The following is a 24,773-nucleotide window of genomic DNA, read 5'->3' as shown; positions in this document are numbered from 1 at the left end:
TTTACTGAGCTTCGTAGCCTATCAAGTTCCTTTTTTCTGCTTTCTGCTGGAAAACAAGAAACGTGCATGGTTGGCATTTATCTGCGCCGTAATCTACAACTTCGTATGCAGTACATATTTCTTTGATGAAAGCCACATTGCAGATGGAGCAGCCGTAAATTTCAGTGCAAGGACAAACATTCTGTACTGTGCAGTATATTTTATCGCTGGAGGCTTGATTTTTCTATATCGGAAAGAGTTGGCTGAGTTTGCAGCAAAATGCAAAGTTATCGCCGGAGCGACTTTGTTGATTGCCGCAGTTGCTTATTTTGCATTAGGCGGCAATACGCTCACGGTGCTGTTCTTCTGTGTGGCAGCACTGATTTATACCCTCGGATGCAAGGGGGGGGTACTGGTCAATCCAGTCGCCAAGTTCCTCGGTGGTATCTGCTTCGAGATTTACCTGTGCCACATGGTAATTTATCGTGTGCTTGAGAAGCTACACCTTGTACATCTGTTTGGAAACGGTCTGCTGGCATATCTTTTCACGGCTGTTGTAGTCGTTTGCGGCTCGATTGTGTTCTCGGTATGTGCAAAGTGGTTCTTAAATAAAATCGAAACATTCTTAAAAGATAAAGTAAACAATAGGAGAGTTAATCATGTTTGAAGAAAAGAAGTTAAATGGTACTGTCATCGTCACTTATCGCTGCAACGCCCGTTGCTCCATGTGCAACCGCTATAAAGCACCTTCCAAGCCGGAAGAGGAGATCAGCATTGAAACCATCAAGAAGCTGCCGAAGATGTACTTTACAAATATCACCGGCGGTGAGCCGTTTATCCGCACGGACCTGAAAGATATCGTGCGTGAGCTGTACAAGAAGTCTGACCGTATTGTTATTTCGACCAATGGCTTCTTTACTGACCGTATCGTTGACCTGTGCAAAGAGTTCCCGCAGATCGGTATCCGTATCTCTATCGAGGGTCTGGAGCAGACCAACAACGAGATCCGTGGTTTACAGAACGGCTACCAGCGTGGTTATGGCACGCTGAAGAAACTGCGTGAGATGGGCATGAAGGACGTTGGCTTCGGTATGACCGTTCAGGACAAGAACGCTCCTGACCTGGTTCCGCTGTACAAGATCTCCGATGAGATGGGTATGGAGTTCGCTACCGCTTCTCTGCACAACAGTTTCTACTTTGTTGAGGCAAAGAACATCATCCATGACCGTCCGATGGTTGCAAAGAACTTCGAGAACCTGGTCAATGAACTGCTCCGCAGCAACAGCCCGAAAAAGTGGTTCCGTGCTTACTTCAACCACGGCCTGATCAACTACATCTACGGCCAGAAGCGTCTGCTGCCTTGCGACATGAGCTTCGATACCTTCTTCATCGACCCGTATGGTGATGTTATGCCTTGCAATGGTACCAAGGATAAAGAAGTCATGGGCAACCTGAATAACCAGACTTGGGATGAGCTGTGGAACAGCCCGGAGGCCGAGAAGGTTCGTGCAAAGGTTCGTTGCTGCGACCGTGACTGCTGGATGATTGGTTCTGTTTCTCCGGCTATGCACAAGTACATCTGGAAGCCCGCTACCTGGGTTCTGGTTCACAAGTTCAAGGCTCTCTTTACCAAGCATCCGTACAGCATGTACGAGTTGAAAATCTGCCGTGATTACCGTGATGGCAAGGTCACCAAGGAGGATCTGGATAAGTGCAGCACCTGCGATATGAACTGTGTGATCAATAACGGTCTGAGTGAAGCATCTAAGGAGCAGCTGAAGCACAAGACTGGCGAGGAAATCGTGGATACTGATATCGCACAGCAGATGGAGACGAAGTAATGAGTGAAAAGACAGCGGTAAGAACAAGAGAAAAATGGGTCGATGATGTAAAAGTCATTGCCTGCATATTGGTTGTACTGGGCCATTTCTTCCAGAGCATGACGAAGGCGAATATTCTGCCGGAAAATAATCTGTATGGATGGTTTAATACGACAATCTATTACTTCCACGTACCGCTGTTCTTTATTTGTAGCGGATACTTGTATCAGAAATACGGCAAGGTAAACAGTGTTGGTAGCTGGTGCAAGAATGTGACAAAAAAAGCGTTAGCACTTGGTGTTCCTTATGCAACCTTTACGACTGCTACATGGGTGCTGAAAAAGGTATTCCCAAGCCGTGTTAATAACCAGATTGGAGGTCTGGATGATACATTATTTTTTCGCCCAACAACACCGTACTGGTATTTGTATGCACTATTCTTTATCTTTCTTGTTACACCGACTTTTAGCAGTGTGAAAGCAGCTGCGGTAGGGCTGATTGTTGCATTGGCAGCAAAAGTCCTGATTTTAACTGGGGGGGGGGTACAGCGTTTACGCTGTATCGACGGTTCTCTCAAACGAAATCTGGTTTGTGCTCGGTATGAGTATTTGTGCGTTTAATGTGCAGCTGAAGGGGAGAAAAGTAAAAGGAACAATATTCGGAATGCTGTTTATAATTCTGAGTATTGTAGTATACACGGTGGAAATCGGCAGTAGTGTGATCTCTTTCGCAATGGGGCTATTAGCTTGTGTAGCTGTTATCTTGATGGCGGCGGGTTTTGAGGAAAAGTTCGGTAGAGGAATGGACTTTCTTGCAAAATACACAATGCCGATTTTCCTGATGCACACTTTGTTTGCGGCACCGATGAGATCTATCCTGATGAAGATCGGCATCGAAAACACTGTGATTCATGTAGTGCTGGGACTTGGAATTAGCTTTGTAGGTCCGATTATGGCTGCTTGTATCATGAAAAAGACAGAGTGGTTGGAGTTCTTCTTGTATCCGAATAAATTTATTAGAAAGGTATCGTAAGGATGGGACTTAAAGGGAAAATCAAAGAGTGCCTTGGATTGATGCGAGCAAAAATCTTTGGTGTAACTGCTGGACAGAGCGTTTATATCGGTAAGTATTGCAGCCTAAAAGGAAAACACCATATTACCTTGGAAGATTCCGTAACGATACGCCCCTATACCCAAATCTGGTCTGGGGGGGGTACAGTGAAAATTGGCAAGGGCTCCGAAATTGGTGAGCGATGCCGGATATCTATTGCTAATTCTCTGGATATTGGAGAGAAAGTACTCTTTTCGCCAAATGTGTACATAACTGATTGTGATCATGAGTATCGCAATGTAGATGTTCCTGTGATTGACCAAGGAATTGTACAAAGAGGTCAGAAAGTATCCATTGGAAAAGGATCTTACATTGGTATTAATGCAGTGATTGTAGGTAATGTAAAGATTGGTAAGTATTGCGTAATCGGAGCCAATTCAGTAGTTACTAAAGATGTGCCCGACTATTGCGTAGCAGTTGGAAGTCCAGCAAAAATACTAAAGAGATATAATCTTGAGACCAAACTGTGGGAGCCGATTAGATAAAACGCCGTGCTTGTGTGCGGCTTGTTAAAGGAGAATAAAATGGAAAGCGCAAAAAAAGCACGAGTGATTGCATTGTATCTGCCGCAGTATCACCCTGTGGCTGAAAATGATAAATACTGGGGAAAGGGATTCACCGAGTGGACGAATGTGGCTAAGGCAAAGCCTTTATTTAGAGGACATTATCAGCCTAGAATTCCTGCAGATTTGGGATTTTATGATTTGAGATTACCTCAAGTGAGAAAAGCGCAGGCTGAACTGGCAAAGGAAGCTGGTATTGAGGGATTTTGTTACTGGCATTATTGGTTTGGCAATGGAAAAGAAGTTCTTCAAATGCCGTTTGATGAAGTTGTAAAGAGTGGAGAGCCTGATTTCCCTTTCTGCTTGGGTTGGGCACTCCATGATTGGACAACGAAAACATGGGAAAAAGGCTCTTCTATTGCAAAAGACACAATGATTTTCAAGCAGGAGTTTCCTGGAGAAGAAGACGATATTAAACATTTTTATCGCTTGTTAGATGCTTTCAAAGATAAACGCTACATTAAGATTGATGGTAAGTTGCTGTTCTCAATTCTTGTACCGAGAGCAATGCCGGAACCGAAACGATTTATGGATTTGTGGAATCGACTCGCGAAGGAAAATGGACTGCCGGGATTCCATTTTGTTGGAATAATTGATTCTATGCCGACCATTACAAAAGATAATATCAAAAATATTGATAAAGCTGTTGACGAGAATATTTCGGGAATTAAAGCGTTGGGCTTTGATGCGGTTGGTACTACTGACCAGAAGTATGCAGAGTTAAAGACTGGTGGTAAATTAAGAAAAGTGTGCTTTGCTGCTGTTAGAAAGCTATTTCCGGGAGCATTGTTGGACAAGTTTGATTACAGCAAGATTATAGATAATTTCTATTCTCCGTCTGATAAAAGAGATGATGTTTATCCGCAGCTTCTTGCAGGCTGGGATCGTTCTCCAAGGTCTGGCAAAAAAGCAATTATTTATTATAATAACACGCCGGAGACTTTTGAAAAGGCGGCAAAAAAAGCAGTTAAGTGTGTTGAAGATAAGGCACCAGAGCATAGGATTGTGTTCTTGAATTCCTGGAATGAATGGGGCGAAGGTGCTTATATGGAACCCGATTTGAAGTATGGAAAAAGGAAAATTAAAGTGCTGTGTAAAGTCATTGATCGAGTAGGAACAAGAAATGATGAAAAAAAATGAAATAAATATCTTTTCATTAACTGTTGCGGTATTGTTTCTGTATCCTATTTTGCCACAGTATATGTATATTATTGGCGGAATAAATGTGGTTAATGGATTACTTGCGATTTTTTTGGCTATTTATATATTGTGGTGTGGAAAGCTTGCAAAAATTGGAATTAAGAATAATATTCCTTTTTATTGGCTATTTTTAATTGTTATGGCTGCTAGTTATTTCACAGATGCGGGAATTCTAAAAACAATAACATATGTGATGTCATTTATTCTTTTGCCGTGGATTGTGATTTCGATTATTAATACAGAAGAACGTTTCTTCAAAGTGATTGATGCATTAATAGCAGGAGGAGCGCTCCTTGGAGTACTTGGCATTGCAGAGGCATTACTGAAATTTAATTTTATTCAGCCTTTGTCTAGTGGCGATATAGAGTTCTTTCACGAAATTAGATACGGCTTGCTCCGAATCATGACTACATTTGGACAACCAATTACATATGGATTGTATCAGGTTTTTATCGTAGCTTTAATAAATTACAAAAATAGTGTTTTTGGAGAGAGTAGAAAACTGAAAATTTGTTATGTAATTTCAGTTCTTAATGTTTTTTTATCGGTTTCAAGAACATCTATAATTGCATTTATTGTAATTCAGTTACTCTTTTGGTATCGTGGTTCAAAGAAAAAATTTGCGAATTATATGTTCGTTGCTTTGATTTGTGCTTTAGTTTTATTGATTGCTTCGACTTCATTTAACTTTAGAATACCATTAATTGATGATTTGTTGGAAACGATTAACCAGGTGTTATCTGGAAACACTGCATCATCTGGTAGCACTGTCGGAGTAGGTAATCGATTTGATTTATGGACATGGGTTTACTTGTCTATGGGCAACAAATGGATCATGGGACATGGCCCTACAGCTGAATTCGCATATAAGGTTTACGAGTGGCAGACTAAGACTTCAATTGAAAATCAGTATCTAAATATTCTCTGGCATAATGGCTTGGTGGGATTGGTTCTCTTGATATTGTCATATCTTTCGATATTGATTTATTCGTTTAAAAATAGATATCATTATATATTGAAGTCTGGAAAAACAATATCTTTTAATATGTGTGTGTTTTTTACGATGCTTGTTTATTATGTGGTCGAATTTGGAGTGCAAGAATCGGATATGGCGAGAATTTACACTGTCTTTGTAGCCCTTTTGATTGCTTATAATCGAATTGCAAGAAGCAAAGCAGAGGTTGAGGAATCGTAAGGAGTACCCAAGTGAATGAGTGAAAACAGTTATAAAAAAGCCGGAACATTTTATTTCATAGGAAATATTTTCAATAAGGGAATTTCCTTCTTGACTGTTCCTGTTTTTACAAGAATTCTGTCGACAGCTGATTATGGAATTGTAACTACATATAATTCGTGGATTGGCATTTTAAGTATGATTGTCGGCTTTGCACTCCACATGAGCGTTAGAATGGCCGCGGTGGATTATAAAGATAAGCTTGATGATTTTATGTCATCTATTATTCTGTTCGTGACATTAACCTCATTTGGCATTACGGCGGTAGTTGCTGGTGGTATAAAGCTACTTCATATTGATGCGAATATCATCTTGGTGATTATCTGTATGTTACAGGCCTATGCATCAGCTACCATCGAAGACTATTCAAATTACCTAATGATGAAGTATGAATATAAAGCAAGAACGGCCTTGATGATACTACCAAATTTAATTTCGGTTATCCTTTCGGTCTACATGATCAAGTATGTTTTAGAATCAGATTTGTACATGGGAAGCATTATTCCTACAGCTGTAGTAACAATTTTCTTTGGCTTGGTCACTGTTTGCATTACATTAAAAAAAGGAAAATTCCGAATTAATAAGGAATACATTAAATATGCAATGGCGATATCGGCTCCGCTGATTCTTCATGGTATTGCATTAAATGTTCTTTCGCAATCGGATAGAATAATGATTACGTCTCTTGCTGGTGCGGCACAGACTGGAATATATAGTTTGATTTACAATTTCAGTATGATCGCAACGGTAATTACCACAACGTTGGAAGGAATTTGGGTTCCGTGGTTTATTAATAAATTGAAGTTGAATTCAAGAGACGAGATTAATGTGGTTGCTAAAGACTATATTAATTTAATGGCTTACGCGATGGTTGCCTTAATTCTAGTTGCGCCTGAAGTTGTAAAAATATTGGCAAATGAGAGTTACTGGGAGGGAATATCAATTATTCCGCCGGTTGTTTTGGCTAATTATGTAATTTTTGTGTATTCACTTTATGTTAATGTTGAGCACTACTATAAAAAGACACCGTATATAACAATTAATACGATTATAGCTGCTGCGAGTAATATTGTGTTGAATTTTATCTTCATTCCAAAGTATGGATATGTTGCGGCTGCATATACAACATTGGCTTCTTATCTTATCTCCTTTGTGCTTCATTCTCGATATGCAAGAAAATTGGAGCCGAACCTATATCCATTGGGACAATTTATGAAGCCAATAATCCAGTTGTTGATAGTTACTGTTATTTTTTATGCGTTCAAAAATCAGCTTGTGATTCGATGGCTTTTGATGGCTGCGTATATTGCATCAAGGTTCTACAAAGAACGAAAGAGATTAAAAGCGTATTTTCCGAATATTCCAGTTTTGAAGGGAAAATAACAAACAGACATAAATAGAGGAGAGAGTTCAATGAAAATCGGAATATTAGGGTTTGATTTTGAAAGCCCAAATAAAGGATGTGAAGCACTCACATATTCATTCATTAATATGCTCATAGAATGTTTCGGAAATGAATTGAAAATTATCAATTATTCGTACGGTGGACTGGGAACTTTTCCAAAGCAGTATCCGGAAATTGAATTTGGAATTCGGAGACCTAAAATCAAAAACCCACTAGATTGGGAAAAAATAAAAAAAGAAATGTCTACTCTTGACATGATTTTTGATGTTACTTTTGGTGATGGATTTTCGGATATATACGGAAAATTGTGGAATGTAACAACGGACATGCTAAAAGAACTCGCTATTCGATCCGGCAAGCCGCTAATTTTGCTACCTCAAACGTATGGTCCATATAAAAATCAATTTCTCAAAATGTGGGCAGAACATATAGTAAATAAATCATATGCGGCATACTCTAGAGATACGGCTTCAGCGACGGAAATGAATATTAAATGCGGTGGAAAAGTTAAAGTGTTAACTGATATGGCATTTGCATTGCCATACGATAGAGTGCTGTATCATATCGATGATACAAAAACTAATATAGGAATTAATATTTCGGCGCTTTTATGGGACAGCGACTATGCAAAGGATAATAAATTTCATTTGAAGGTCGACTATCGGTCGTATATAAGTAGTCTTATAAAAAATCTGTTAGAGGATGATACCTATGTTATTCATTTAATTCCACATGTGATAGCAAAGAACGATTATAATGCCGCTGAAAATGATGTTAGACCGTGTGCGGAATTAAAAAAAGAATTTTTGAATGATGAACGAGTCGTTTGTGCTCCAGCGTTTGAAAATCCGATTGAGGCCAAAAGTTATATAGCAAATATGGATGTGTTTATCGGTGCACGAATGCATGCTACAATAGGTGCACTTTCTGCTGGAGTAGCAACAATTCCATTTGCATATAGTAAAAAATTTAAAACAATGTTTGGCAATTTGCATTATAATTACACGATTGAGGCTAGGGAATTAGATACCGAGGTTGCATTAGAACAGACACAAACATATATAAGAGAGTATAAAACCCTTGCGGTAGCAGCGAAAGACGCGAGCAAGATAACAAAAGAAAAGCTTGGCGTGTTGAAAAAGGATATGGCACATTTAGGGAAAATTGATATATAACCGAGTTGACAATATATGAGGATGTTCAATGACTAAGAAAAAAAGTATAGAAGAGAAAAGTAAATATTATACAGAATATTGCTCTGGATGTGGCTTGTGTAAAGCGGCTAAAGACGTTCAATATGTGGATTATAATGGATTTTCTTATCCAGTGTCCATGACTAAGGATCAAGTTGAACTGTGTGAAAAAATATGCCCAGTAAATGGTATTAATTATAACAAGCGACAGGATAAAGAGTTATGGGGGCCTAGTTATGGAATTTATAAAGGCTGGTCCCTAGACGATAAAATAAGATATGAAGCTGCCTCGGGCGGAGTAATTACCGCAATGGCTTGTTTCCTTGTGGAAACAGGAAAATGTGATGCCGTGATTCAAATTGGTCCATCACCGGATGATCCTTGCGAGTTAAGACTTTATGCCAATGAAAAGAAAGAACAGATTATTTCATGTGCGTCTTCTCGCTATATAACTGGAATTACATATGATACTATTTTGAAAATTATCGACTTCGATAAGAAATATGTGGTGATAGGAAAACCATGTGATATAGAAGCTCTTATCAATTATACAAAGCTTGATGGGAAAATGAAAAAATGTATTAAGTATACTATGACATTTTTCTGTGCTGGAGCGCCAAGTAAAAATGCAACATTAAAATTGGCAGAAAATTTGGGAGTACAGGCAGATCAGATTGATAGTGTTCGCTATAGAGGAAATGGGTGGCCTGGTAAAGCTACAGTGACCCTTAAGGATAAGTCAGAAAGATACATGGACTATATTGATTCATGGAATCATATATTAGGACGTAATATAAGAAAAATGTGCAAGTTCTGCGTGAATGGCGTGGGAATGTATGCGGATATATCCTGTGGCGATTTGTGGAATTTGGATCAAAATCAAATGCCGGAATTTACAGAAGGAAAAGGGAAAAATATAATTTTTGCAAGAAGTAAAGTTGGAATGGATTTATTAATAGAAGCGCGTAATAAAGGGTATGTATATTTAGAAAATTATATAAAAATGAATGATTTGAAATACATTCAACCAAACCATTATAATATGCAAACAACAATGAGCGGAAAAATAGTTGGAATGAGAATAGTAGGTTGCAAACTGATTCCACAATATAATATTAAAAAATTATTTGAAGCATCTAAGGAAATATCGAAAGTTAAATTGATGCGGACAGCAATGGGGACCATAAAAAGAAAAATTAATGGTTCTATTTGACTAATGATTTTATTAAAGATGCTATATTGAATATTTTCGAATGTTAGAGGACGAGAAAAGTTGCCTTGCTGTTAAATGATGCTGAATAAATGATTTGCTGTTGGAGTGAAGAACATTGAATATTGCAAAGAAGAGAAAGGAATATCGAATTATAAATATTTTGTTCAAGACTATTTATAAAAAGAAGTCTGCTAAGTGGAGAGGAGATTATCTTCGAGAAAAGCACATTTTCCATCATATTGGTGAGAACGTTCATTTGTGGGGGGCCGTCCGATCCATACCTAATATCTATCGGAAATAATGTTATAATTGCTATTTCTGTGGAGTTTGTAACCCACGATATTTTCTATCATGAACTTAATCAAACATATAGTTACTTAGGAAAAAATTATCCTCACTTTGATACAATTACTATTGAGGACAATGTGCGTATTGGCGGTTTCTCGAAAATTATGCCTGGTGTAGTGATTGGAGAAGGTGCAATTGTAGCTGGTGGTAGCGTGGTTACTAAGGATGTCCCGAAAGGTGCTATCGTTGGAGGGAACCCAGCTAAAGTAATAGGATGGACAGAGGAATTGGCAGAAAGGCGGATTGCTGAAAATCGTCCATGCTACACAATTGAAAATGAACTTGATGAAGTGGAAAAATACTATTGGATAGAATTAAAAAATAATAAGAAAATAGGAAGACATGGGTTCCTTAGTGAGCATAATAGTGCCGTGCTATAAGTTGGAGCTGCAAAGGCAATGGTTTTCATTAAATATACAGTTTTACTGAAAAATAAAAATTATATTCTATGATGTAGTCAATGTCATTAAGTTAAGATTCGATTTTCCTGAACCGTTTCGGGAAAATCGTTTTTTTATGTGTGCCCGGCATGGCACATATATGGGTGGTTAAAGTCCACTATGGGAGCGTATCATCGCGACCGCTAACCATTAGCTCAAGGCAAAGGGGACTACCGGCAACGGGGTCTCTGAAAGAAGCCGGCGGCAAAGTTCCAGCCCGAGGAACACGAATCGCATACGAGGCCACAGACGGAGATGAGCGTGCTGCGCAGCGCAAATCGCAATAGTCGCGGAGCTGTCTGGGGTAAATGCGGCGGGTAGATGGAATGAAAGATATGTGACCTTACCCGGGGAGGTCCTGTCAGCAGGCGGAACCGCCAAACCATGGCGGCACACCGTCTGTAGTAACAACGAATGGCAGGAAGTCAGCCGAGGCCATAGTAGCGAAGAAGCTCCTGTAATGGGAGTGGAGCGAAGGGCCGAACGTACGAACTTATTATCTGCAACGTTCAGATTGCTTTACGCACGCATATCCGAGGAAGGATTACCCCAGTGAGTCCCTGAAGAAGAGTAAGGTAGGGCAGTGCGGAAAACACGAGTAAGAAAGGAGCAGACGTGGAACAGATAAGACTTGTCCCAATCGAAGATTTGACCACGCAGGAAGTGTTCGACATACAGAACCTCACCAAGGCGTGGAAGCAGGTCCGCAGTAATGGAGGAGCGGCAGGAATAGACGGTGTGAAAGCCAGAGAACTCCCTGCATGCCCCGGCGAGTACTGGGAAGAGCTGAGAGGGAAAATCTGTACCCGGAGATATGAACCGAAGCCGGAAAGAAGGGTGGATATACCCAAGCCGGACGGAACGAAACGGGGACTGAACATTCCCACAGCCAGAGACAGAGTCGTACAGGCCTGTCTGGCCAATTACTTCGATTACAGGAAAGACTTCGACATGAGCAACAGCTCATATGGATTCCGGAAGAACAAGCGGTGTGAACAGGCCATCCTGAGAGGGCTGGAGTTCATGAATGATGGATACGACTGGATCGTGGACATCGACCTGAGGAAGTTCTTCGACACAGTAGACCAGGACAGACTGATCCGTCTGGTGGACGACACGTTCCATAACAGCGACCTGACAGCACTGACGAGAAAGATCATCAGAGCAGGGGTCATGGTGAATGGAGAAGTGGTTAAGACAGATATCGGCATCCCACAGGGAGGTCCACTCTCACCGGTTTTAGCCAACCTGTATTTAGACCCGGCTGACAAGGAACTGGAGAGAAGAGGACTGCGGTTCACGAGATACGCAGATGACATGCTCATCTATGTGAAATCGGAAGCGGCAGCCAACAGAGTCATGAAGTCATTCAGCAATTATCTGGAAAAGAAACTGAAGCTGGTGGTCAATGCGACGAAATCCAAAGTAGCCAGACCGGATGAACTGAAATATCTGGGATTTGGCTTCAGAAGGTCAGAAGGGAAATGGACAGCGACAATCCACGAGAAGTCCAAAGGACATCTTGAGGAGAAAATCATGAAGCTGACCAAACGGAACTGGAGCATATCACTGACAGTGCGGATTGAGAAAATCAATCAGGCAGTGTCAGGATGGTGCAACTATTTCAGATGTGCATGGGTAGCGAAGAGATACCTACAGAAACTGGACCAGAAACTGCGCAGGAGACTGCGGACAATCATGTGGAAACAGTGGAAGAGTATCAAGAAAAAGGAGCGAGCACTTATCCAGCTGGGTTGCGACCCGGACAAGGCTCACTCCTATGCCTGTGCAAGGCAGAAATACATGCGGTGCTCCTGCACATTCCTGAACAAGTATATCAGAAACAGCGTACTGCGAAGCAAGGGCCTCCAAGCCGTGGAGGAAGTGCTGGCAATAGCCGCTGTGAAGTTCAACGGGAAATACGTACGAACCGCCCAGTGCCGAACGGCACGCTGGGTGGTGTGAGAGGGACCTAGTCTCTACTCGATTTGCCTCTAAATAATGTAGTACTCAACCGAAAGATACGAAGGAGTGATGAGAGCTTACTGCCGGATTATCCTAAAACGGTAAATCATCTTCATCCAGAGGGCAATCATCAGCTTCCTGATCCACATCATCTTCTGCAGCAGCCATTTTCGCTTCCCGGGAAGTCGTCTCAAACCAGTGATCAAAGGCCAGATCGCTGTCAGGTGCTGGATAGAATTCATAACTGAATACACTCTGAACCGGCCGGTTCATATCAGGCGATCGTTCAAACAAATCGATGTCACCGGCATGTTCCAGGTCCACCAGCATTCTGACCAGAATCCAGCTGGCAACAGGAGGAGTCCAATCCCCAATTGGAGAGTATCCATTTCCCAGGTACAGCAGCAGAGCCCGCAGGCGGAACAGGAATTCGTACGTGTATCTGGTGAGGTACAGCTCAGGGAGATACTGTCTCATAGAGGATATCTCCAGCTGACCGATATGAGAACCCGCAGGAAGTTTTCCAAGGTTCTCCATATCCTGCGAGAGGAGCGAGAAGGCTGTATCCCGGTGTTTGTCCAGAAGATAGCCAAGGTATTCTTCGTCCCGAATGAACAGTCTGATTTCGTAGTCTATCAGATCTTCTGACAGCCATGGATCGGCATCTTCGGAAGGATTAAACTGGATAGGCTTCTTTTTTCGCTTTTTCCTGCGTGACATGGTTTTCTGTCTCCTCAATATATTGTCCGGACAGGAGAAACCTTCCGGGAACTTTTGAACTGTCATTGATTGTATCACGTGGAGCAGGCGGGAAATGTGGGTTGGGACAACACAAAAGGAAGCCTGCCTGGCTTCCTTATGATTTTCAGAAAATGCTTACTGCGGATTCACAAAGGGAGCCGGTTCACCGTTGAGCACGGCTTTGATGTCTGCTTTCGCGTTGTCCACAGAGGTCTGATCAGGATACATGACATAGGCATTGTCCCCCAGCTCCGCTGCATAATCAGTTCCGCCGGTACCGGTTACGCTGTAGGAGTAAATATCCCATTTGGCCGGATCTGCCAGTTGTGCCTGGACAAGTGCCTTGATGTCCTTTTCGCTCATGTTTGTTTCAAAAGAGCTGGATAGGGAATTCATGATGCCTGTGAAGTTCGTCAGGATCTTCGGAGACATCATCTTGTTTATGATAGCCGTCAGCACCCGCATCTGGTTTCGTCCGCGGGCTCTATCGCCGTCAGTAAAGGCATACCGTTCCCGGACAAATGCCAGTGCCTGCTGCCCGTTCAGTGTAATGTCACCTTGCTGGAATGTGGGACCTGATACAGAAGTAAAGGCTTCCGGATTGTATACCTGAATACCACCCAGCTCATCCACTACATTCACCAGACTGGAGAAATTTACCCGTACGTTGTAGTTGATGCTCGTATCAAACAGTTTCTCCAGTGTCATTTCCGTGGTTTCCGGACCATGCAGACCTGTGTGTGTCAGTTTGTCCATAGCGCCGTTCATACAGCCCATATCTGGCTCGCACACTGTTTCCACGTAGTAGTCGCGGGGAATGGATACCAGCAGGATCTCATGACTCTCCGGGTTCACCGTCGCCAGCAGGTTCACATCACTCCGGCTGTTTCGAAGCAGCTTGTTCTCCCGGGTATCAATGCCGCTGATATATACCGTGAAAGATTCCATGGCTGTATCCACCGTTTCTGCGGTATTGGTCTTGGGAGCGTCATAATAATATTGGACCACTGGCACAATTTCCTCATCCAGGTTTTCCATTCCCGGCATTTCCAGCAGTGTATCCAGATAGCCCTGATCCAGGATCATGCCGTCGATGGCCTGTCCTTTCAGTGCCTGGGTCATGCGGTAGCTGGAATCAAACTCCTCCGTGGTTATGTTGACTCCGGCTTTTTTCAGTTCTTCGATACATACATCCGTGCCCTGCGCACTCATGGTTTTCAGGACACCGATTTTACGGCCTTCCAGGTCCTTCGCGTCTTCAATGACATAATTGTTCAGGACATAGACAGCCACGATGGACTTGCCTTCCTGGTCGCTCAGTTCCTCCAGAGCCTTGTTGCCCGTATTCGCATAATACATACCACCGGCGGAAGCCAGGGCCAGACAGACGGCAAGCAGACCGCCAACGATCCGCCAGGCCAGATGCAGGTCTTCCTTGATCAGACAGATGGCAGACAGGATCCACATCAGCAGGACGGTGATGATGATTCCCGCCAAGATGGCTGCAGGCAGCAGACTCAGCTTATATAACTCATATATAAACAGAGCAGTCAAAATGCCGGTGACAATGGATATATACAGTCCCGGCCGTTTCCAAAGAGGCTTCATTTCAGTTCTCCTTTATTCTTATTCATTCATTTTAGAATGCATGACGTGTGTTTTCAAATTACATCGGGGAAAGACGGGAGATTAAGGACAAAAGAAAATTCGCTGTTGCATTGGCAATGTGGGATAACCAATTATAGTTACTGAGCGTTAAGAAAGGGATGAACAGTACATGATGGTATTGATACTAACTGAATATATTGTTCCTGATCTTGCGGTAGCCTCCATCCGTTGGACCAAATTGGGAAAGTATCTTAAGGAAAAATATACAGTTGATCAGATTGATGTTCTGACAACAGATAAAAGCTCCTTCTTGGAACGGAAGGCAGATTCAACGCTGCGAGATGACCGTCAGTACTTTGAAAGGATGTATCTGGCCGAGTGTCCATTTTGGGTCAAATGGCGCAGGATACTCTGGGCACAGATCAGGAAGTGGAAAAAGCCTCCTGAAAAAAGACATAAGGCTATTGATACTTTGCGGTCAAATATGTTGTCTCAGGAAGACCAGCGAATCTGTTCCAGATTTGAATCCGTGATTTCCAGAATGGATTTCTCGCAATACGATGTGGTGATATCGTCCTACGGTCCGATCTGGCCGGTGATCATCGGATCCAGAATCAGGGAAATGAATCCATCCCTGCTCTGGGTGGTGGATTTTCGTGATCAGTGGCTGCGGGATTTTGATCCAAAGGTGGAGAGAGAACGGAAGCTGTACTGGGCCAGGACCAGCACCAGACAGGCGGATCTGTTCTTTCGGGTGAATGATCAGCTGGACCTGATCGAAACCTGGGGCAAGCCGGTCCTGACCATTCCCAACGGGTTTGATCCGGAGGATCGTCAGGAGATACAGACTGCCGATCGGTTCATCATTGCCTATACAGGAACGCTGTACAGAACGGATGACCTGCAGCCCTTTTTCCAGGTATTGAAGGATCTTGGACAATCTGGAGAGCTGGATTTCCAGGATGTGTCTCTCGTATATGCGGGAAACAACTCCGACTCGTTCGGGGAAGAGGTCCGGCAGGCCGGGCTGGAAGAAATCTATACCAATCTGGGTCTGGTCGACCGGAAAGAGTCTCTACAGCTGCAGGCCAGAAGCTCCATACTTCTCATGGCTGGCTGGACTTCTGAATCGGATGTGGTGGAGTGGTCCGGAAAAATGTATGAATACATGATGGCAGCAAGACCAGTTGTGTATATGATGAACACCACCATTCCCTGGACCCTGCCGGCCCGGGATATGCACAGACTGGGAGGCGTCTGTTACGAAAGCTGCCGCCATGAAGAAACACAGCCTGAGCTGCGGGAGTATGTGCGGAAGATGTATCGGATGTGGAAAGAAACAGGACAGGTCCGGGTCGAGCAGGACCAGAGTAACATCGATCAGTACCGCTATGACGTGATTGCAGGACAGGTATATGATGTACTGCGCCGGGAACTGGATAGCAGGAACAGCTGAGGTCCCAGTTTTGCTGTTTTTGTGTGCAGTGACAGAGGAAGATACCCCCTGAATCAAAGGCAAACCCTGTTTGCTTGTAAAACTATGGAAATTATTCGATATTCCATTCCAAAAAACGCTGAATTTTGTTACTGAAAGCGCGGTTGTTAGCGCTTTTTTACTGTAGTAAGCTGTAAAAGTTATCATAACAGTGCATAGGGCAGAGGTGGCTTTGGTGAAGCGAAACCGGTTTCCTCTGTGTTGTGAACGGGGGAATCAGAATGAAGTATGCATTGATTGGCTGTGGAAGAATCTCTCCCAATCATATTCAGGCAGCCGGAAACAACGGCCTGAAAATCGCAGCCCTGTGCGATCTGGATCAGGAAGTAGCAATCCGGCTGATCCGGCAGTTCGAACTGGAAGATCATGTCTTCTGCGGACCCTCCTGCGTCTTCACCAATGTGCTCACACCCCGCAGCCGCTACCCCCGCAGAGCCGCCGCCTATGCCCGGACTCTGGTGAAGGAAGGGGCCTCCATAGGCGCCAATGCCACGGTGCTGTGCGGTCATACCATCGGCCGCCATGCCCTCATTGCCGCCGGAGCCGTGGTCACCTGCGACGTGGGCGACCATGCCCTCATGAGCGGCATACCGGCCCGGCAGACCGGATGGGTCTGTGAATGCGGCACCATCCTGCCCGATACTCTGCGCTGTCCCGAATGCGGCCGGCAGTACCAGCCCGCCGGGACCGGACTCAAGGAGGTCCAGCCATGAAATTCAAAAACCTGAACCGCCAGTACCAGACACTGAAACCCGCCATTGACCAGGCAGTCCGGGAAGTGCTGGGCTCCCAAGACTTCATCCTTGGAGAACACGTCCGGAAACTGGAAAAGGAGCTGGCGGCATTCACACACCGCCGGCACTGCATCACCTGTGCCAGCGGCTCCGATGCGCTCCTGCTGTCACTGATGGCCCTGAACATCGGCCCCGAAGACGCCATCTTCCTGCCGGACTTCACCTACATTGCCGCCGCCTCCGCCGTCCAGCGCACCGGCGCCATTCCGGTGTTTGTGGACATAGATCCGGTCACCTTCAACATGGATCCCCAGGACCTGGAATGTCAGATCGAAAGGATCCGAAAAACCACCAGATTCCATCCCAAAGCGGTCATTCCCACGGACCTTTTCGGACTGCCCGCCGACTACGGCCGGATCCTGCCCCTGGCCGCCCGCCATGGACTGCATGTGGTATCGGATGCAGCCCAGTCCATGGGCGCTTCCTTTCAGGGACAGCCCGCCGGTTCCTTCGGCACCCTGGCCATCACGTCCTTTTTTCCCGCCAAGCCCCTGGGCTGCTATGGAGACGGCGGCGCCATATTCACCGACGACGACCGGCTGGCCGCCCGTCTTTGCCGGCTGCGCTCGCACGGGCGCGCTGCCCACAGCAAATACCTGCATGTGCAAGCCGGACTCAACAGCCGCCTGGACACATTGCAGGCTGCCATCCTGCGCTGCAAACTCCAGGCCTACGCCCCAGAAGAACAGCGGGCCCTGCAGCAGGCCGCCCGGCGCTATGCTTCCGGCCTGAAAGGTGTGGTGCAGATCCCGGCCGTGATGCCCGGGCAGATCAGTGCCTGGGCACAGTACACCATCCTGCTGTACGACGCAAACCAGCGCCGTCAGGTACAGCAGGCCCTGGCCCGCAACGGGATCCCTTCCATGGTGTACTATCCCGCCGGTCTGCACGAACAGCCTCTGTTCCGGGATCTTCCCCGGCCGCCCCAGGGCTATCCCCGGTCGGAATGGGTCAGCCAGCGCTGCCTGAGCCTGCCCATGGATCCGTACATCAGGGAAGCGGAAATCGATCTGATCTGCCGGGTGATCACCGAAACTATCCTTGGAAAAGACAGCAAAAGGGAAGGAGAGGATGCCCATGGCAGAAAGCCGGGTGTATGAACAGCTGGTATCAGGCCGCGGCAAACTGGCCGTGGTGGGTCTTGGCTATGTGGGACTCCCCCTGGCTCTGGAATTCAGCCGGCATGTTTCCGTGCTGGGATTTGACACCAGTCCCCGGACTCTGGAAACCTGCCGCCAGACCATCACCGGCTGCGGCTTGCTGGAATTCACCGGTGATCCGGACCGGCTCAAAGAAGCCTGCTGCTTCATCGTGGCCGTGCCCACCCCGGTGGACAGAGACCGGAACCCGGACCTGGACTGCCTGCTGGAAGCCGCCCGGCTGGTGGGCAGCCGGATGAGCCCCGGCAGTCTTGTCATCTTTGAGAGCACGGTCTATCCCGGGGTGACAGAGACTCTGTGTGCCCCGGTCATGGAACAAGCCTCCGGCCTGGTGCGCGGTCATGGGTATGCAGGGAGCGGCGGTGGCCACCGGCATTTCCTGCATTCTGTATTTCTGGCTGCGCACGGCAGTCACAGCCAGACACTTCCGGGTCGGGTATCCGCTGAAACGCTTCAGCCTGCTGACCGCCTGGTTCGCCCTGACTTGCTGGTATCACCTGCATCATTCCTTTTCGGTCCTGACCATCCTGCTGTTTCTGCTGACCACACCGGTTATCCTGTCTGTCGGGAAACCGACTGAAAAAGAAGACCGCAGATCTTGTGAAGTCTCCCCTGGCTGAACAGACCGGCCGGGACTGCCTGACGGGGAACAGAACAGAGCACAGCCGAAGCCGGGTCACCTGCTTTCGTTTCTTTCCATGCAGTTCATTGTGGTCAAAAGACATCAGGACAAAAGGAGCAGCTTTTCCTTCCCGCTTCATTGGACCGGGCAGGACAGGAGCCGCTCCTTTTCAGTTTTGTGTTTCTGGTGTCAGTCTGAAGGACAGGTTTCAGGGGGGACAGCATTTGAATCAAAAAAGGATGCAGCTGGTCCTATGTCAAGAAAACGGACACTGATTTTAGAGAGTCGGCAGATACTGCCAATTCTACGAAAGATTTCCTCCGCTTCCTCCCTTGACAGTGGGGCCCACTATCCCCTGGACCCCTTTCTCTTGCCTTCATCCAAAGAGTCAATATCTGACAGTTCTTGGCTGAAGGCTCATCAGTCTACCAGGGGATAGCCCACTGTAAAGGGCGCTCCAGAATTCTTTCTCAGTCAGTGCTGGTCCTTTGGAACATTACTTCATATTCTGCTGGGGACATATATCCACAGTGGCTGTGTATCCGTTCAGGGTTGTACCAGTCATCTATATACTGACTCACCAGTCGGTATGCATGCCTGTAGTTCTGTATATCGAACCTGCTCAGCCATTCCCTCTTGATCAGGGAGTGGAATGATTCAATACAGGCGTTGTCATACGGAACTCCTTTTGCTGAATAACTGCGAATCATTCCTCTGGTCAGTTTTCTGTACAGATCACAGGTATAGTGGATTCCTCGGTCCGTATGAATCATTATCGGTTCCTGGGACGGCCGGCGTTTTCTGGCTTCTTCGATCGATTTCAGAATTGGACCTGTGTCCAGCGTTTTTGTAAGCTTCCAGGAAATGATCCTTCTGGAATACAGATCCATGATGCAGGCAAGGTAAACGAATCCGTCCAGCTTTGTGTGGATATAGGTGATATCTGTGCACCATACGCAGTTTGGGTGAGCCGGAGAGAAGTTTCTATCCAGAAGATTCTTCAGATTTCCACTGAAATCACTTCGTATTGTGGTTTGTGTATGAGGCTTGACCCACTGTGCTCGGATCCCCATTTGACGCATATAAACACCAACGGTCCTTTCTGTAATGGAGATCCCTCCTGAGTTCAGGATTTTAGCGATTTTTGGCGCTCCGTAGTTTTCGTGGCTGTCTTCATAAATCTGAAGGATGGCCTTTTTCACATCATGCCTGCGCTTTTCCTGGTGGCTGGGTTTCCGCTTTAAATAGTCGTAATAGCCAGATCTTGAAAGACCAAGTTTATGAAGCACCCTGGATACCGAGAATTGGATTCCAGCTTTATGATCCTCGGCAACAAGTTCGTATTCGACCTGCTTCAGTTTCCCAGAATGCTTATGGCTTTTTTTAGAATCTTCAAAGCCTCCTGTGAGTCCCTGAGTTCTCGTTGAAGCCTGACATTTTCTTTGAGAAGGTCTTTTTCTTCCTTGTCATTATTATGAGCTGTCACAGCTGAAAGACCGGATCGGTTGAAATCTGCCCTCCATCTTTCCAGGGTGCTGCGGCCTACACCAAGTGTTTCAGCACATTCTATAACGGTCATTTCTGGATGGTTAGTCAAAAATTGAACCGCATCCTGCTTGAATTCATCTGTAAATGTTTTACGTTTCTTTGCCATAGATTTTCCTCTTTCATAGTGATTGTAGTTCTATGACATAGATACCGGTATTCTTAGAATCTCTAAATGGACTGTCCGTAAATTATTCTAAGGTCAAGCGGCCGGGTTGCTCTGCAGAAAGAGGGAATCTCCATTCGTTCAGCCTTATATACAGGACAGAGGAATAGTGCATGGAGTTCACGCAGAGAGAAATCAGGGCAGATACATGCGTGCGTGAGGTGAGGGACCTGGGGCAGGAAAGCCCCGGCTTATTTGCCACCATCGGCAGTCCGCCTGCTCAACCGCCTGCCGTTTCCTGTATAGTAGGGGCATGAAGACATTTACAGATATACATTCCCATGTGGCCTGGGACATAGACGACGGGATCCCAACGAAACAAGACGCTCTGACGGTCCTGGAAATGGCGGCGCAGGACAACATCACGACGATTGCGTCAACGCCTCACATGATTCCGGGGACAACGGATCTGGACGTGATCGCTGCCAGGCAGGAGGAACTCAAGGCACTGGCCAGGCGGCAGGGAATCATGATCCGCACCGGTGCGGAGCTGTTCATGAACCGCGCTTCCATACGGGCCATTGCTTCTGGCTTTGTGCGGCCTTACGAAGACACGCATTACCAGCTGTGTGAATACGACGTGCGGCGCGATCTGCATGACATCGATTTTTATCAGGATCCGCTGTATGAACTGGAGATGAAGGATCTGGTGCCGGTGATCGCGCATGTGGAGCGCTATTTTCGGGATGGACTGGATGAAGACATTGTCCAGGAGTGGCGGGATGCGGGGTATGTGATCCAGGTCAACCGGACCAGTCTGCTGGGTCTGCATGGAAAGATGGCGGAGAAAAATGCCTGGAAGCTGGTGGATCAGGGACTGGCAGATGTGGTGGCGACGGATACGCACCGGACGGAAGGGTCAAGGATCACACAGCTGTCGGATGTCTATGATGAAATTGCCCGGCGCAACGGTGAAGAAGTGGCGGATCTGCTGCTGGTGGAAAATCCGGCAAGGATCCTGCGGGACAAGCCGGTGGTGGATGTGCCTGCCACGAGACGGAAGAAGCGGTTTCTGTTTTTTTAGGGGGAGCGAAAGCTCCGGCGCGGTCAGGATATTCGGGCAGGATACATAAAGTTGACATTTATGTAGCAAGGGAGTTTGAAAGGCAGTTTATTCCACGGAATTGTAAACTATCAGGCAATATTTTGTGCCTGTTTCTGGTATTCTGTATGCAACAGGATGATTCTCATGCCCTGAATGGAGGATATCATGAAGACAGAACAGACACCGGAGGGAAGAGCCATGGATTCCCGGGAGTTTATGCGAATGAACCGAAACGCAATAGCGGTCCTGAATCTTCCCAGGATGCTGGCATTGATTTTGAAGAAGTGCTGCCCTGAAAGGTTTGCGGGATCTCTGGCGACAATCGAGGACCGGATGCGTCGGGAACTGCGGAGTGAGAAAACCGGGACGGATGAGCACAGCAGGAACCACTTGCGGAGTGACCTGGCGAATTCGGAGAATGAGAATGCCAGGACCGGATTGATGCGGTTTGATTCCATTGTCCTGATCGTGACGGAAGTCGCCCCCAACGCCTTTCTTGTCAATGTGGAAGTCCAGAACGAACTCAGGTCATATCTGTGGTTCGCAGGTCGGGTGTATGGTCCTATGTCAAGAAAACGGACACTGATTTTAGAGAGTCGGCAGATACTGCCAATTCTACGAAAGATTTCCTCCGCTTCCTCCCTTGACAGTGGGGCCCACTATCCCCTGGACCCCTTTCTCTTGCCTTCATCCAAAGAGTCAATATCTGACAGTTCTTGGCTGAAGGCTCATCAGTCTACCAGGGGATAGCCCACTGTAAAGGGCGCTCCAGAATTCTTTCTCAGTCAGTGCTGGTCCTTTGGAACATTACTTCATATTCTGCTGGGGACATATATCCACAGTGGCTGTGTATCCGTTCAGGGTTGTACCAGTCATCTATATACTGACTCACCAGTCGGTATGCATGCCTGTAGTTCTGTATATCGAACCTGCTCAGCCATTCCCTCTTGATCAGGGAGTGGAATGATTCAATACAGGCGTTGTCATACGGAACTCCTTTTGCTGAATAACTGCGAATCATTCCTCTGGTCAGTTTTCTGTACAGATCACAGGTATAGTGGATTCCTCGGTCCGTATGAATCATTATCGGTTCCTGGGACGGCCGGCGTTTTCTGGCTTCTTCGATCGATTTCAGAATTGGACCTGTGTCCAGCGTTTTTGTAAGCTTCCAGGAAATGATCCTTCTGGAATACAGATCCATGATGCAGGCAAGGTAAACGAATCCGTCCAGCTTTGTGTGGATATAGGTGATATCTGTGCACCATACGCAGTTTGGGTGAGCCGGAGAGAAGTTTCTATCCAGAAGATTCTTCAGATTTCCACTGAAATCACTTCGTATTGTGGTTTGTGTATGAGGCTTGACCCACTGTGCTCGGATCCCCATTTGACGCATATAAACACCAACGGTCCTTTCTGTAATGGAGATCCCTCCTGAGTTCAGGATTTTAGCGATTTTTGGCGCTCCGTAGTTTTCGTGGCTGTCTTCATAAATCTGAAGGATGGCCTTTTTCACATCATGCCTGCGCTTTTCCTGGTGGCTGGGTTTCCGCTTTAAATAGTCGTAATAGCCAGATCTTGAAAGACCAAGTTTATGAAGCACCCTGGATACCGAGAATTGGATTCCAGCTTTATGATCCTCGGCAACAAGTTCGTATTCGACCTGCTTCAGTTTCCCAGAATGCTTATGGCTTTTTTTAGAATCTTCAAAGCCTCCTGTGAGTCCCTGAGTTCTCGTTGAAGCCTGACATTTTCTTTGAGAAGGTCTTTTTCTTCCTTGTCATTATTATGAGCTGTCACAGCTGAAAGACCGGATCGGTTGAAATCTGCCCTCCATCTTTCCAGGGTGCTGCGGCCTACACCAAGTGTTTCAGCACATTCTATAACGGTCATTTCTGGATGGTTAGTCAAAAATTGAACCGCATCCTGCTTGAATTCATCTGTAAATGTTTTACGTTTCTTTGCCATAGATTTTCCTCTTTCATAGTGATTGTAGTTCTATGACATAGATACCGGTATTCTTAGAATCTCTAAATGGACTGTCCGTAAATTATTCTAAGGTCACGGATCCTGATTCCCAAAGACAGCGTGGCCGAACTGCTTGACCGCTGCGGGCTTCTGCTTGAGGATGAGGATGCAAGAAGAGATGCCATCTATGTAAGGGTCTCCTCACACGAACAGAAAAACAGAGGCGATCTGGACAGACAGGTCTCTGACATCATGATGGCCTGCGAAAAAGAAGGCCTGGACAGACCGATCATCATCAGGGATACCGGGTCCGGGCTCAACGCAAAGAGAAAAGGACTGCTCAGACTGATCGAGATGGCAAAGAACCATGAGGTCAAAAGGATCTTCATCACAAATAAAGACAGGCTGACCCGTTTTGGTTACGAATACCTGGAAGAGCTGTTCTCTATGGCCGATGTAAAGCTCATCGCCTTGCAGGAAAAGGAAGATAAAGATCTTCAGGAAGAACTTGTCGATGACATGATGAGCCTGCTGGCATCTTTTTCTGGAAAGCTGTACAGGATCAGAGGAAATCAGAAAAAGAAGATGCGGGAGATCATAGATTCTATGCCCGATCAGGAGGATGAATGATGCGGACAGTTCCAGTTGCATCCATGTCTCCTGTTTATGAACAGCCGGAATTTCTGGTCATCCCACTGGAGATCCGGCTGGACAAAAGACTGTGCCCGGAAGTGATCGCCTGTATCGATGATGAGCTTGCCGTTTATTCAAAAGCTTACCGGTCCGCTTTTGCCAGGATCGATCATGGAGAAAAGAACCTGAACCAGCTCACCAAAGACCTCCAGGACGAATACAGGCTCAAAAGCCGGGCAGCCAACTCCATTGTCAGAGATGCAAAAGCCAGACACCAGGCCGGTCTGGAGCTTGCCAGAGCGCAGGCCAGAGATCTTCGTGCTTCCATCCTCCGCAAAAAGAAGCGGATGAAACGCCTGCAAAAAGAGGTGGAGGCTATGAGTAAAAAAGCCGCATCCAACAGACTGAACGATAACGAGCCTTCTAACTACCGAAAACAGAAACATGATCTTTGGCGTCTGGGCCAGCTGATCCCCAGGCTGGAGGTGGTCCTATGTCAAGAAAACGGACACTGATTTTAGAGAGTCGG

The 24,773-nt window shown here is 45.9% G+C and carries 26 protein-coding genes; 20 read left to right on the top strand and 6 right to left on the bottom strand.

Translation table 11 applies throughout. From position 1 onward, the window contains the following. Window positions 1-4: 4 nt before the first annotated feature. From aalo17_RS10065 to ltrA, 12 genes are all read left to right on the top strand, one after another. Window positions 5-646, top strand: coding sequence for an acyltransferase family protein (locus aalo17_RS10065; RefSeq protein WP_082743370.1), 642 nt, complete (start codon window positions 5-7; stop codon window positions 644-646). Beyond that, window positions 639-1,820 carry a radical SAM protein gene (locus aalo17_RS10060; RefSeq protein WP_067558965.1) on the top strand — a complete coding sequence of 394 codons (1,182 nt, stop codon included), beginning with the start codon at window positions 639-641 and terminating at the stop codon, window positions 1,818-1,820. The genes aalo17_RS10065 and aalo17_RS10060 overlap by 8 nt, the downstream gene beginning before the upstream one ends. Further along, window positions 1,820-2,419 carry an acyltransferase family protein gene (locus aalo17_RS10055; protein WP_067558964.1) on the top strand — a complete coding sequence of 200 codons (600 nt, stop codon included), beginning with the start codon at window positions 1,820-1,822 and terminating at the stop codon, window positions 2,417-2,419. The genes aalo17_RS10060 and aalo17_RS10055 overlap by 1 nt, the downstream gene beginning before the upstream one ends. Beyond that, window positions 2,400-2,831 carry an acyltransferase family protein gene (locus aalo17_RS10050; RefSeq protein WP_203225861.1) on the top strand — a complete coding sequence of 144 codons (432 nt, stop codon included), beginning with the start codon at window positions 2,400-2,402 and terminating at the stop codon, window positions 2,829-2,831. Before aalo17_RS10055 ends, aalo17_RS10050 begins: the two co-directional genes overlap by 20 nt. Before the next feature lie 2 nt (window positions 2,832-2,833). Continuing rightward, the gene (locus aalo17_RS10045; protein WP_067558961.1) at window positions 2,834-3,394 is read left to right on the top strand and encodes an acyltransferase; all 561 of its coding nucleotides are present in this window, start codon (window positions 2,834-2,836) and stop codon (window positions 3,392-3,394) included. A gap of 39 nt (window positions 3,395-3,433) precedes the next feature. Next, window positions 3,434-4,612 (top strand): glycosyltransferase WbsX family protein, encoded by a 1,179-nt coding sequence (locus aalo17_RS10040; RefSeq protein ID WP_067558959.1) that lies wholly within the window; start codon window positions 3,434-3,436, stop codon window positions 4,610-4,612. After that, complete coding sequence (locus aalo17_RS10035; RefSeq protein WP_082743369.1) at window positions 4,596-5,867, top strand: O-antigen ligase family protein; 1,272 nt, start codon at window positions 4,596-4,598, stop codon at window positions 5,865-5,867. The genes aalo17_RS10040 and aalo17_RS10035 overlap by 17 nt, the downstream gene beginning before the upstream one ends. Window positions 5,868-5,882: 15 nt before the next feature. Then, on the top strand, window positions 5,883-7,289 hold the full coding sequence (locus tag aalo17_RS10030; RefSeq protein WP_067558953.1) for a lipopolysaccharide biosynthesis protein: 1,407 nt from the start codon (window positions 5,883-5,885) through the stop codon (window positions 7,287-7,289). Window positions 7,290-7,319: 30 nt separating this feature from the next. Continuing rightward, window positions 7,320-8,486 carry a polysaccharide pyruvyl transferase family protein gene (locus aalo17_RS10025; protein WP_067558951.1) on the top strand — a complete coding sequence of 389 codons (1,167 nt, stop codon included), beginning with the start codon at window positions 7,320-7,322 and terminating at the stop codon, window positions 8,484-8,486. A gap of 28 nt (window positions 8,487-8,514) precedes the next feature. Next, on the top strand, window positions 8,515-9,717 hold the full coding sequence (locus aalo17_RS10020) for a Coenzyme F420 hydrogenase/dehydrogenase, beta subunit C-terminal domain (RefSeq protein WP_067558948.1): 1,203 nt from the start codon (window positions 8,515-8,517) through the stop codon (window positions 9,715-9,717). A 320-nt stretch (window positions 9,718-10,037) separates the two neighbouring features. Next, on the top strand, window positions 10,038-10,445 hold the full coding sequence (locus aalo17_RS12685; protein WP_236940470.1) for an acyltransferase: 408 nt from the start codon (window positions 10,038-10,040) through the stop codon (window positions 10,443-10,445). A 675-nt stretch (window positions 10,446-11,120) separates the two neighbouring features. Continuing rightward, complete coding sequence (gene ltrA, locus aalo17_RS10010) at window positions 11,121-12,470, top strand: group II intron reverse transcriptase/maturase (protein WP_067558943.1); 1,350 nt, start codon at window positions 11,121-11,123, stop codon at window positions 12,468-12,470. Between the two features lie 93 nt (window positions 12,471-12,563). Here the strand turns inward: ltrA and aalo17_RS10005 are convergent, their stop codons facing one another. Both aalo17_RS10005 and aalo17_RS10000 read right to left on the bottom strand, forming a co-directional pair. Then, window positions 12,564-13,190, bottom strand: a complete 627-nt coding sequence (locus tag aalo17_RS10005; protein ID WP_067558940.1) for a hypothetical protein — start codon at window positions 13,188-13,190, stop codon at window positions 12,564-12,566. A gap of 156 nt (window positions 13,191-13,346) precedes the next feature. Further along, complete coding sequence (locus aalo17_RS10000; RefSeq protein ID WP_067558937.1) at window positions 13,347-14,819, bottom strand: LCP family protein; 1,473 nt, start codon at window positions 14,817-14,819, stop codon at window positions 13,347-13,349. 484 nt (window positions 14,820-15,303) lie between these two features. On the opposite strand from aalo17_RS10000, the gene aalo17_RS09995 reads away from it, so the two are divergent. The 4 genes from aalo17_RS09995 to aalo17_RS09980 all read left to right on the top strand — a co-directional run bounded on the left by aalo17_RS09995 (window position 15,304) and on the right by aalo17_RS09980 (window position 18,848). Next, complete coding sequence (locus tag aalo17_RS09995) at window positions 15,304-16,275, top strand: glycosyltransferase family protein (protein ID WP_145907656.1); 972 nt, start codon at window positions 15,304-15,306, stop codon at window positions 16,273-16,275. Between the two features lie 260 nt (window positions 16,276-16,535). Next, window positions 16,536-17,027: an acyltransferase gene (locus aalo17_RS09990; RefSeq protein ID WP_145907653.1), complete on the top strand. Its 492-nt coding sequence runs from the start codon at window positions 16,536-16,538 to the stop codon at window positions 17,025-17,027. Further along, entirely contained in the window at window positions 17,024-18,208 is a 1,185-nt protein-coding gene (locus aalo17_RS09985; RefSeq protein WP_082743368.1) for a DegT/DnrJ/EryC1/StrS family aminotransferase, read from the top strand. The genes aalo17_RS09990 and aalo17_RS09985 overlap by 4 nt, the downstream gene beginning before the upstream one ends. Then, window positions 18,186-18,848 (top strand): nucleotide sugar dehydrogenase, encoded by a 663-nt coding sequence (locus aalo17_RS09980; protein ID WP_067558932.1) that lies wholly within the window; start codon window positions 18,186-18,188, stop codon window positions 18,846-18,848. The genes aalo17_RS09985 and aalo17_RS09980 overlap by 23 nt, the downstream gene beginning before the upstream one ends. A gap of 512 nt (window positions 18,849-19,360) precedes the next feature. On the opposite strand, the gene aalo17_RS09975 is transcribed toward aalo17_RS09980, so the two are convergent. Continuing rightward, a complete protein-coding gene (locus aalo17_RS09975) occupies window positions 19,361-20,248 on the bottom strand; it encodes an IS3 family transposase (protein WP_067554248.1) in 888 nt (295 codons plus the stop codon). Then, window positions 20,245-20,544 (bottom strand): transposase, encoded by a 300-nt coding sequence (locus aalo17_RS09970; RefSeq protein ID WP_067554245.1) that lies wholly within the window; start codon window positions 20,542-20,544, stop codon window positions 20,245-20,247. Before aalo17_RS09970 ends, aalo17_RS09975 begins: the two co-directional genes overlap by 4 nt. Window positions 20,545-20,854: 310 nt before the next feature. On the opposite strand from aalo17_RS09970, the gene aalo17_RS09965 reads away from it, so the two are divergent. Beyond that, a complete protein-coding gene (locus tag aalo17_RS09965; RefSeq protein WP_067558929.1) occupies window positions 20,855-21,625 on the top strand; it encodes a tyrosine-protein phosphatase in 771 nt (256 codons plus the stop codon). A 186-nt stretch (window positions 21,626-21,811) separates the two neighbouring features. Further along, window positions 21,812-22,396, top strand: a complete 585-nt coding sequence (locus aalo17_RS09960) for a hypothetical protein (RefSeq protein WP_067558926.1) — start codon at window positions 21,812-21,814, stop codon at window positions 22,394-22,396. Between the two features lie 31 nt (window positions 22,397-22,427). Here aalo17_RS09960 and aalo17_RS09955 read toward each other — a convergent pair whose 3' ends face one another. Then, complete coding sequence (locus aalo17_RS09955) at window positions 22,428-23,315, bottom strand: IS3 family transposase (RefSeq protein WP_067554248.1); 888 nt, start codon at window positions 23,313-23,315, stop codon at window positions 22,428-22,430. Continuing rightward, window positions 23,312-23,611 carry a transposase gene (locus tag aalo17_RS09950; RefSeq protein ID WP_067554245.1) on the bottom strand — a complete coding sequence of 100 codons (300 nt, stop codon included), beginning with the start codon at window positions 23,609-23,611 and terminating at the stop codon, window positions 23,312-23,314. Before aalo17_RS09950 ends, aalo17_RS09955 begins: the two co-directional genes overlap by 4 nt. A 120-nt stretch (window positions 23,612-23,731) precedes the next feature. Here aalo17_RS09950 and aalo17_RS09945 point away from each other — a divergent pair, with 120 nt between their 5' ends. Together aalo17_RS09945 and aalo17_RS09940 are read left to right on the top strand one after the other, a co-directional pair. Beyond that, entirely contained in the window at window positions 23,732-24,241 is a 510-nt protein-coding gene (locus tag aalo17_RS09945) for an IS607 family transposase (protein ID WP_067558923.1), read from the top strand. Beyond that, window positions 24,238-24,759, top strand: a complete 522-nt coding sequence (locus aalo17_RS09940) for a hypothetical protein (RefSeq protein ID WP_145907650.1) — start codon at window positions 24,238-24,240, stop codon at window positions 24,757-24,759. Before aalo17_RS09945 ends, aalo17_RS09940 begins: the two co-directional genes overlap by 4 nt. Window positions 24,760-24,773: the final 14 nt, after the last annotated feature.

The sequence above is a fragment of the Faecalibaculum rodentium genome, assembly GCF_001564455.1.
GTDB lineage: Bacteria > Bacillota_I > Bacilli_A > Erysipelotrichales > Erysipelotrichaceae > Faecalibaculum > Faecalibaculum rodentium.
This window is presented reverse-complemented; position numbering and strand designations above follow the sequence as displayed.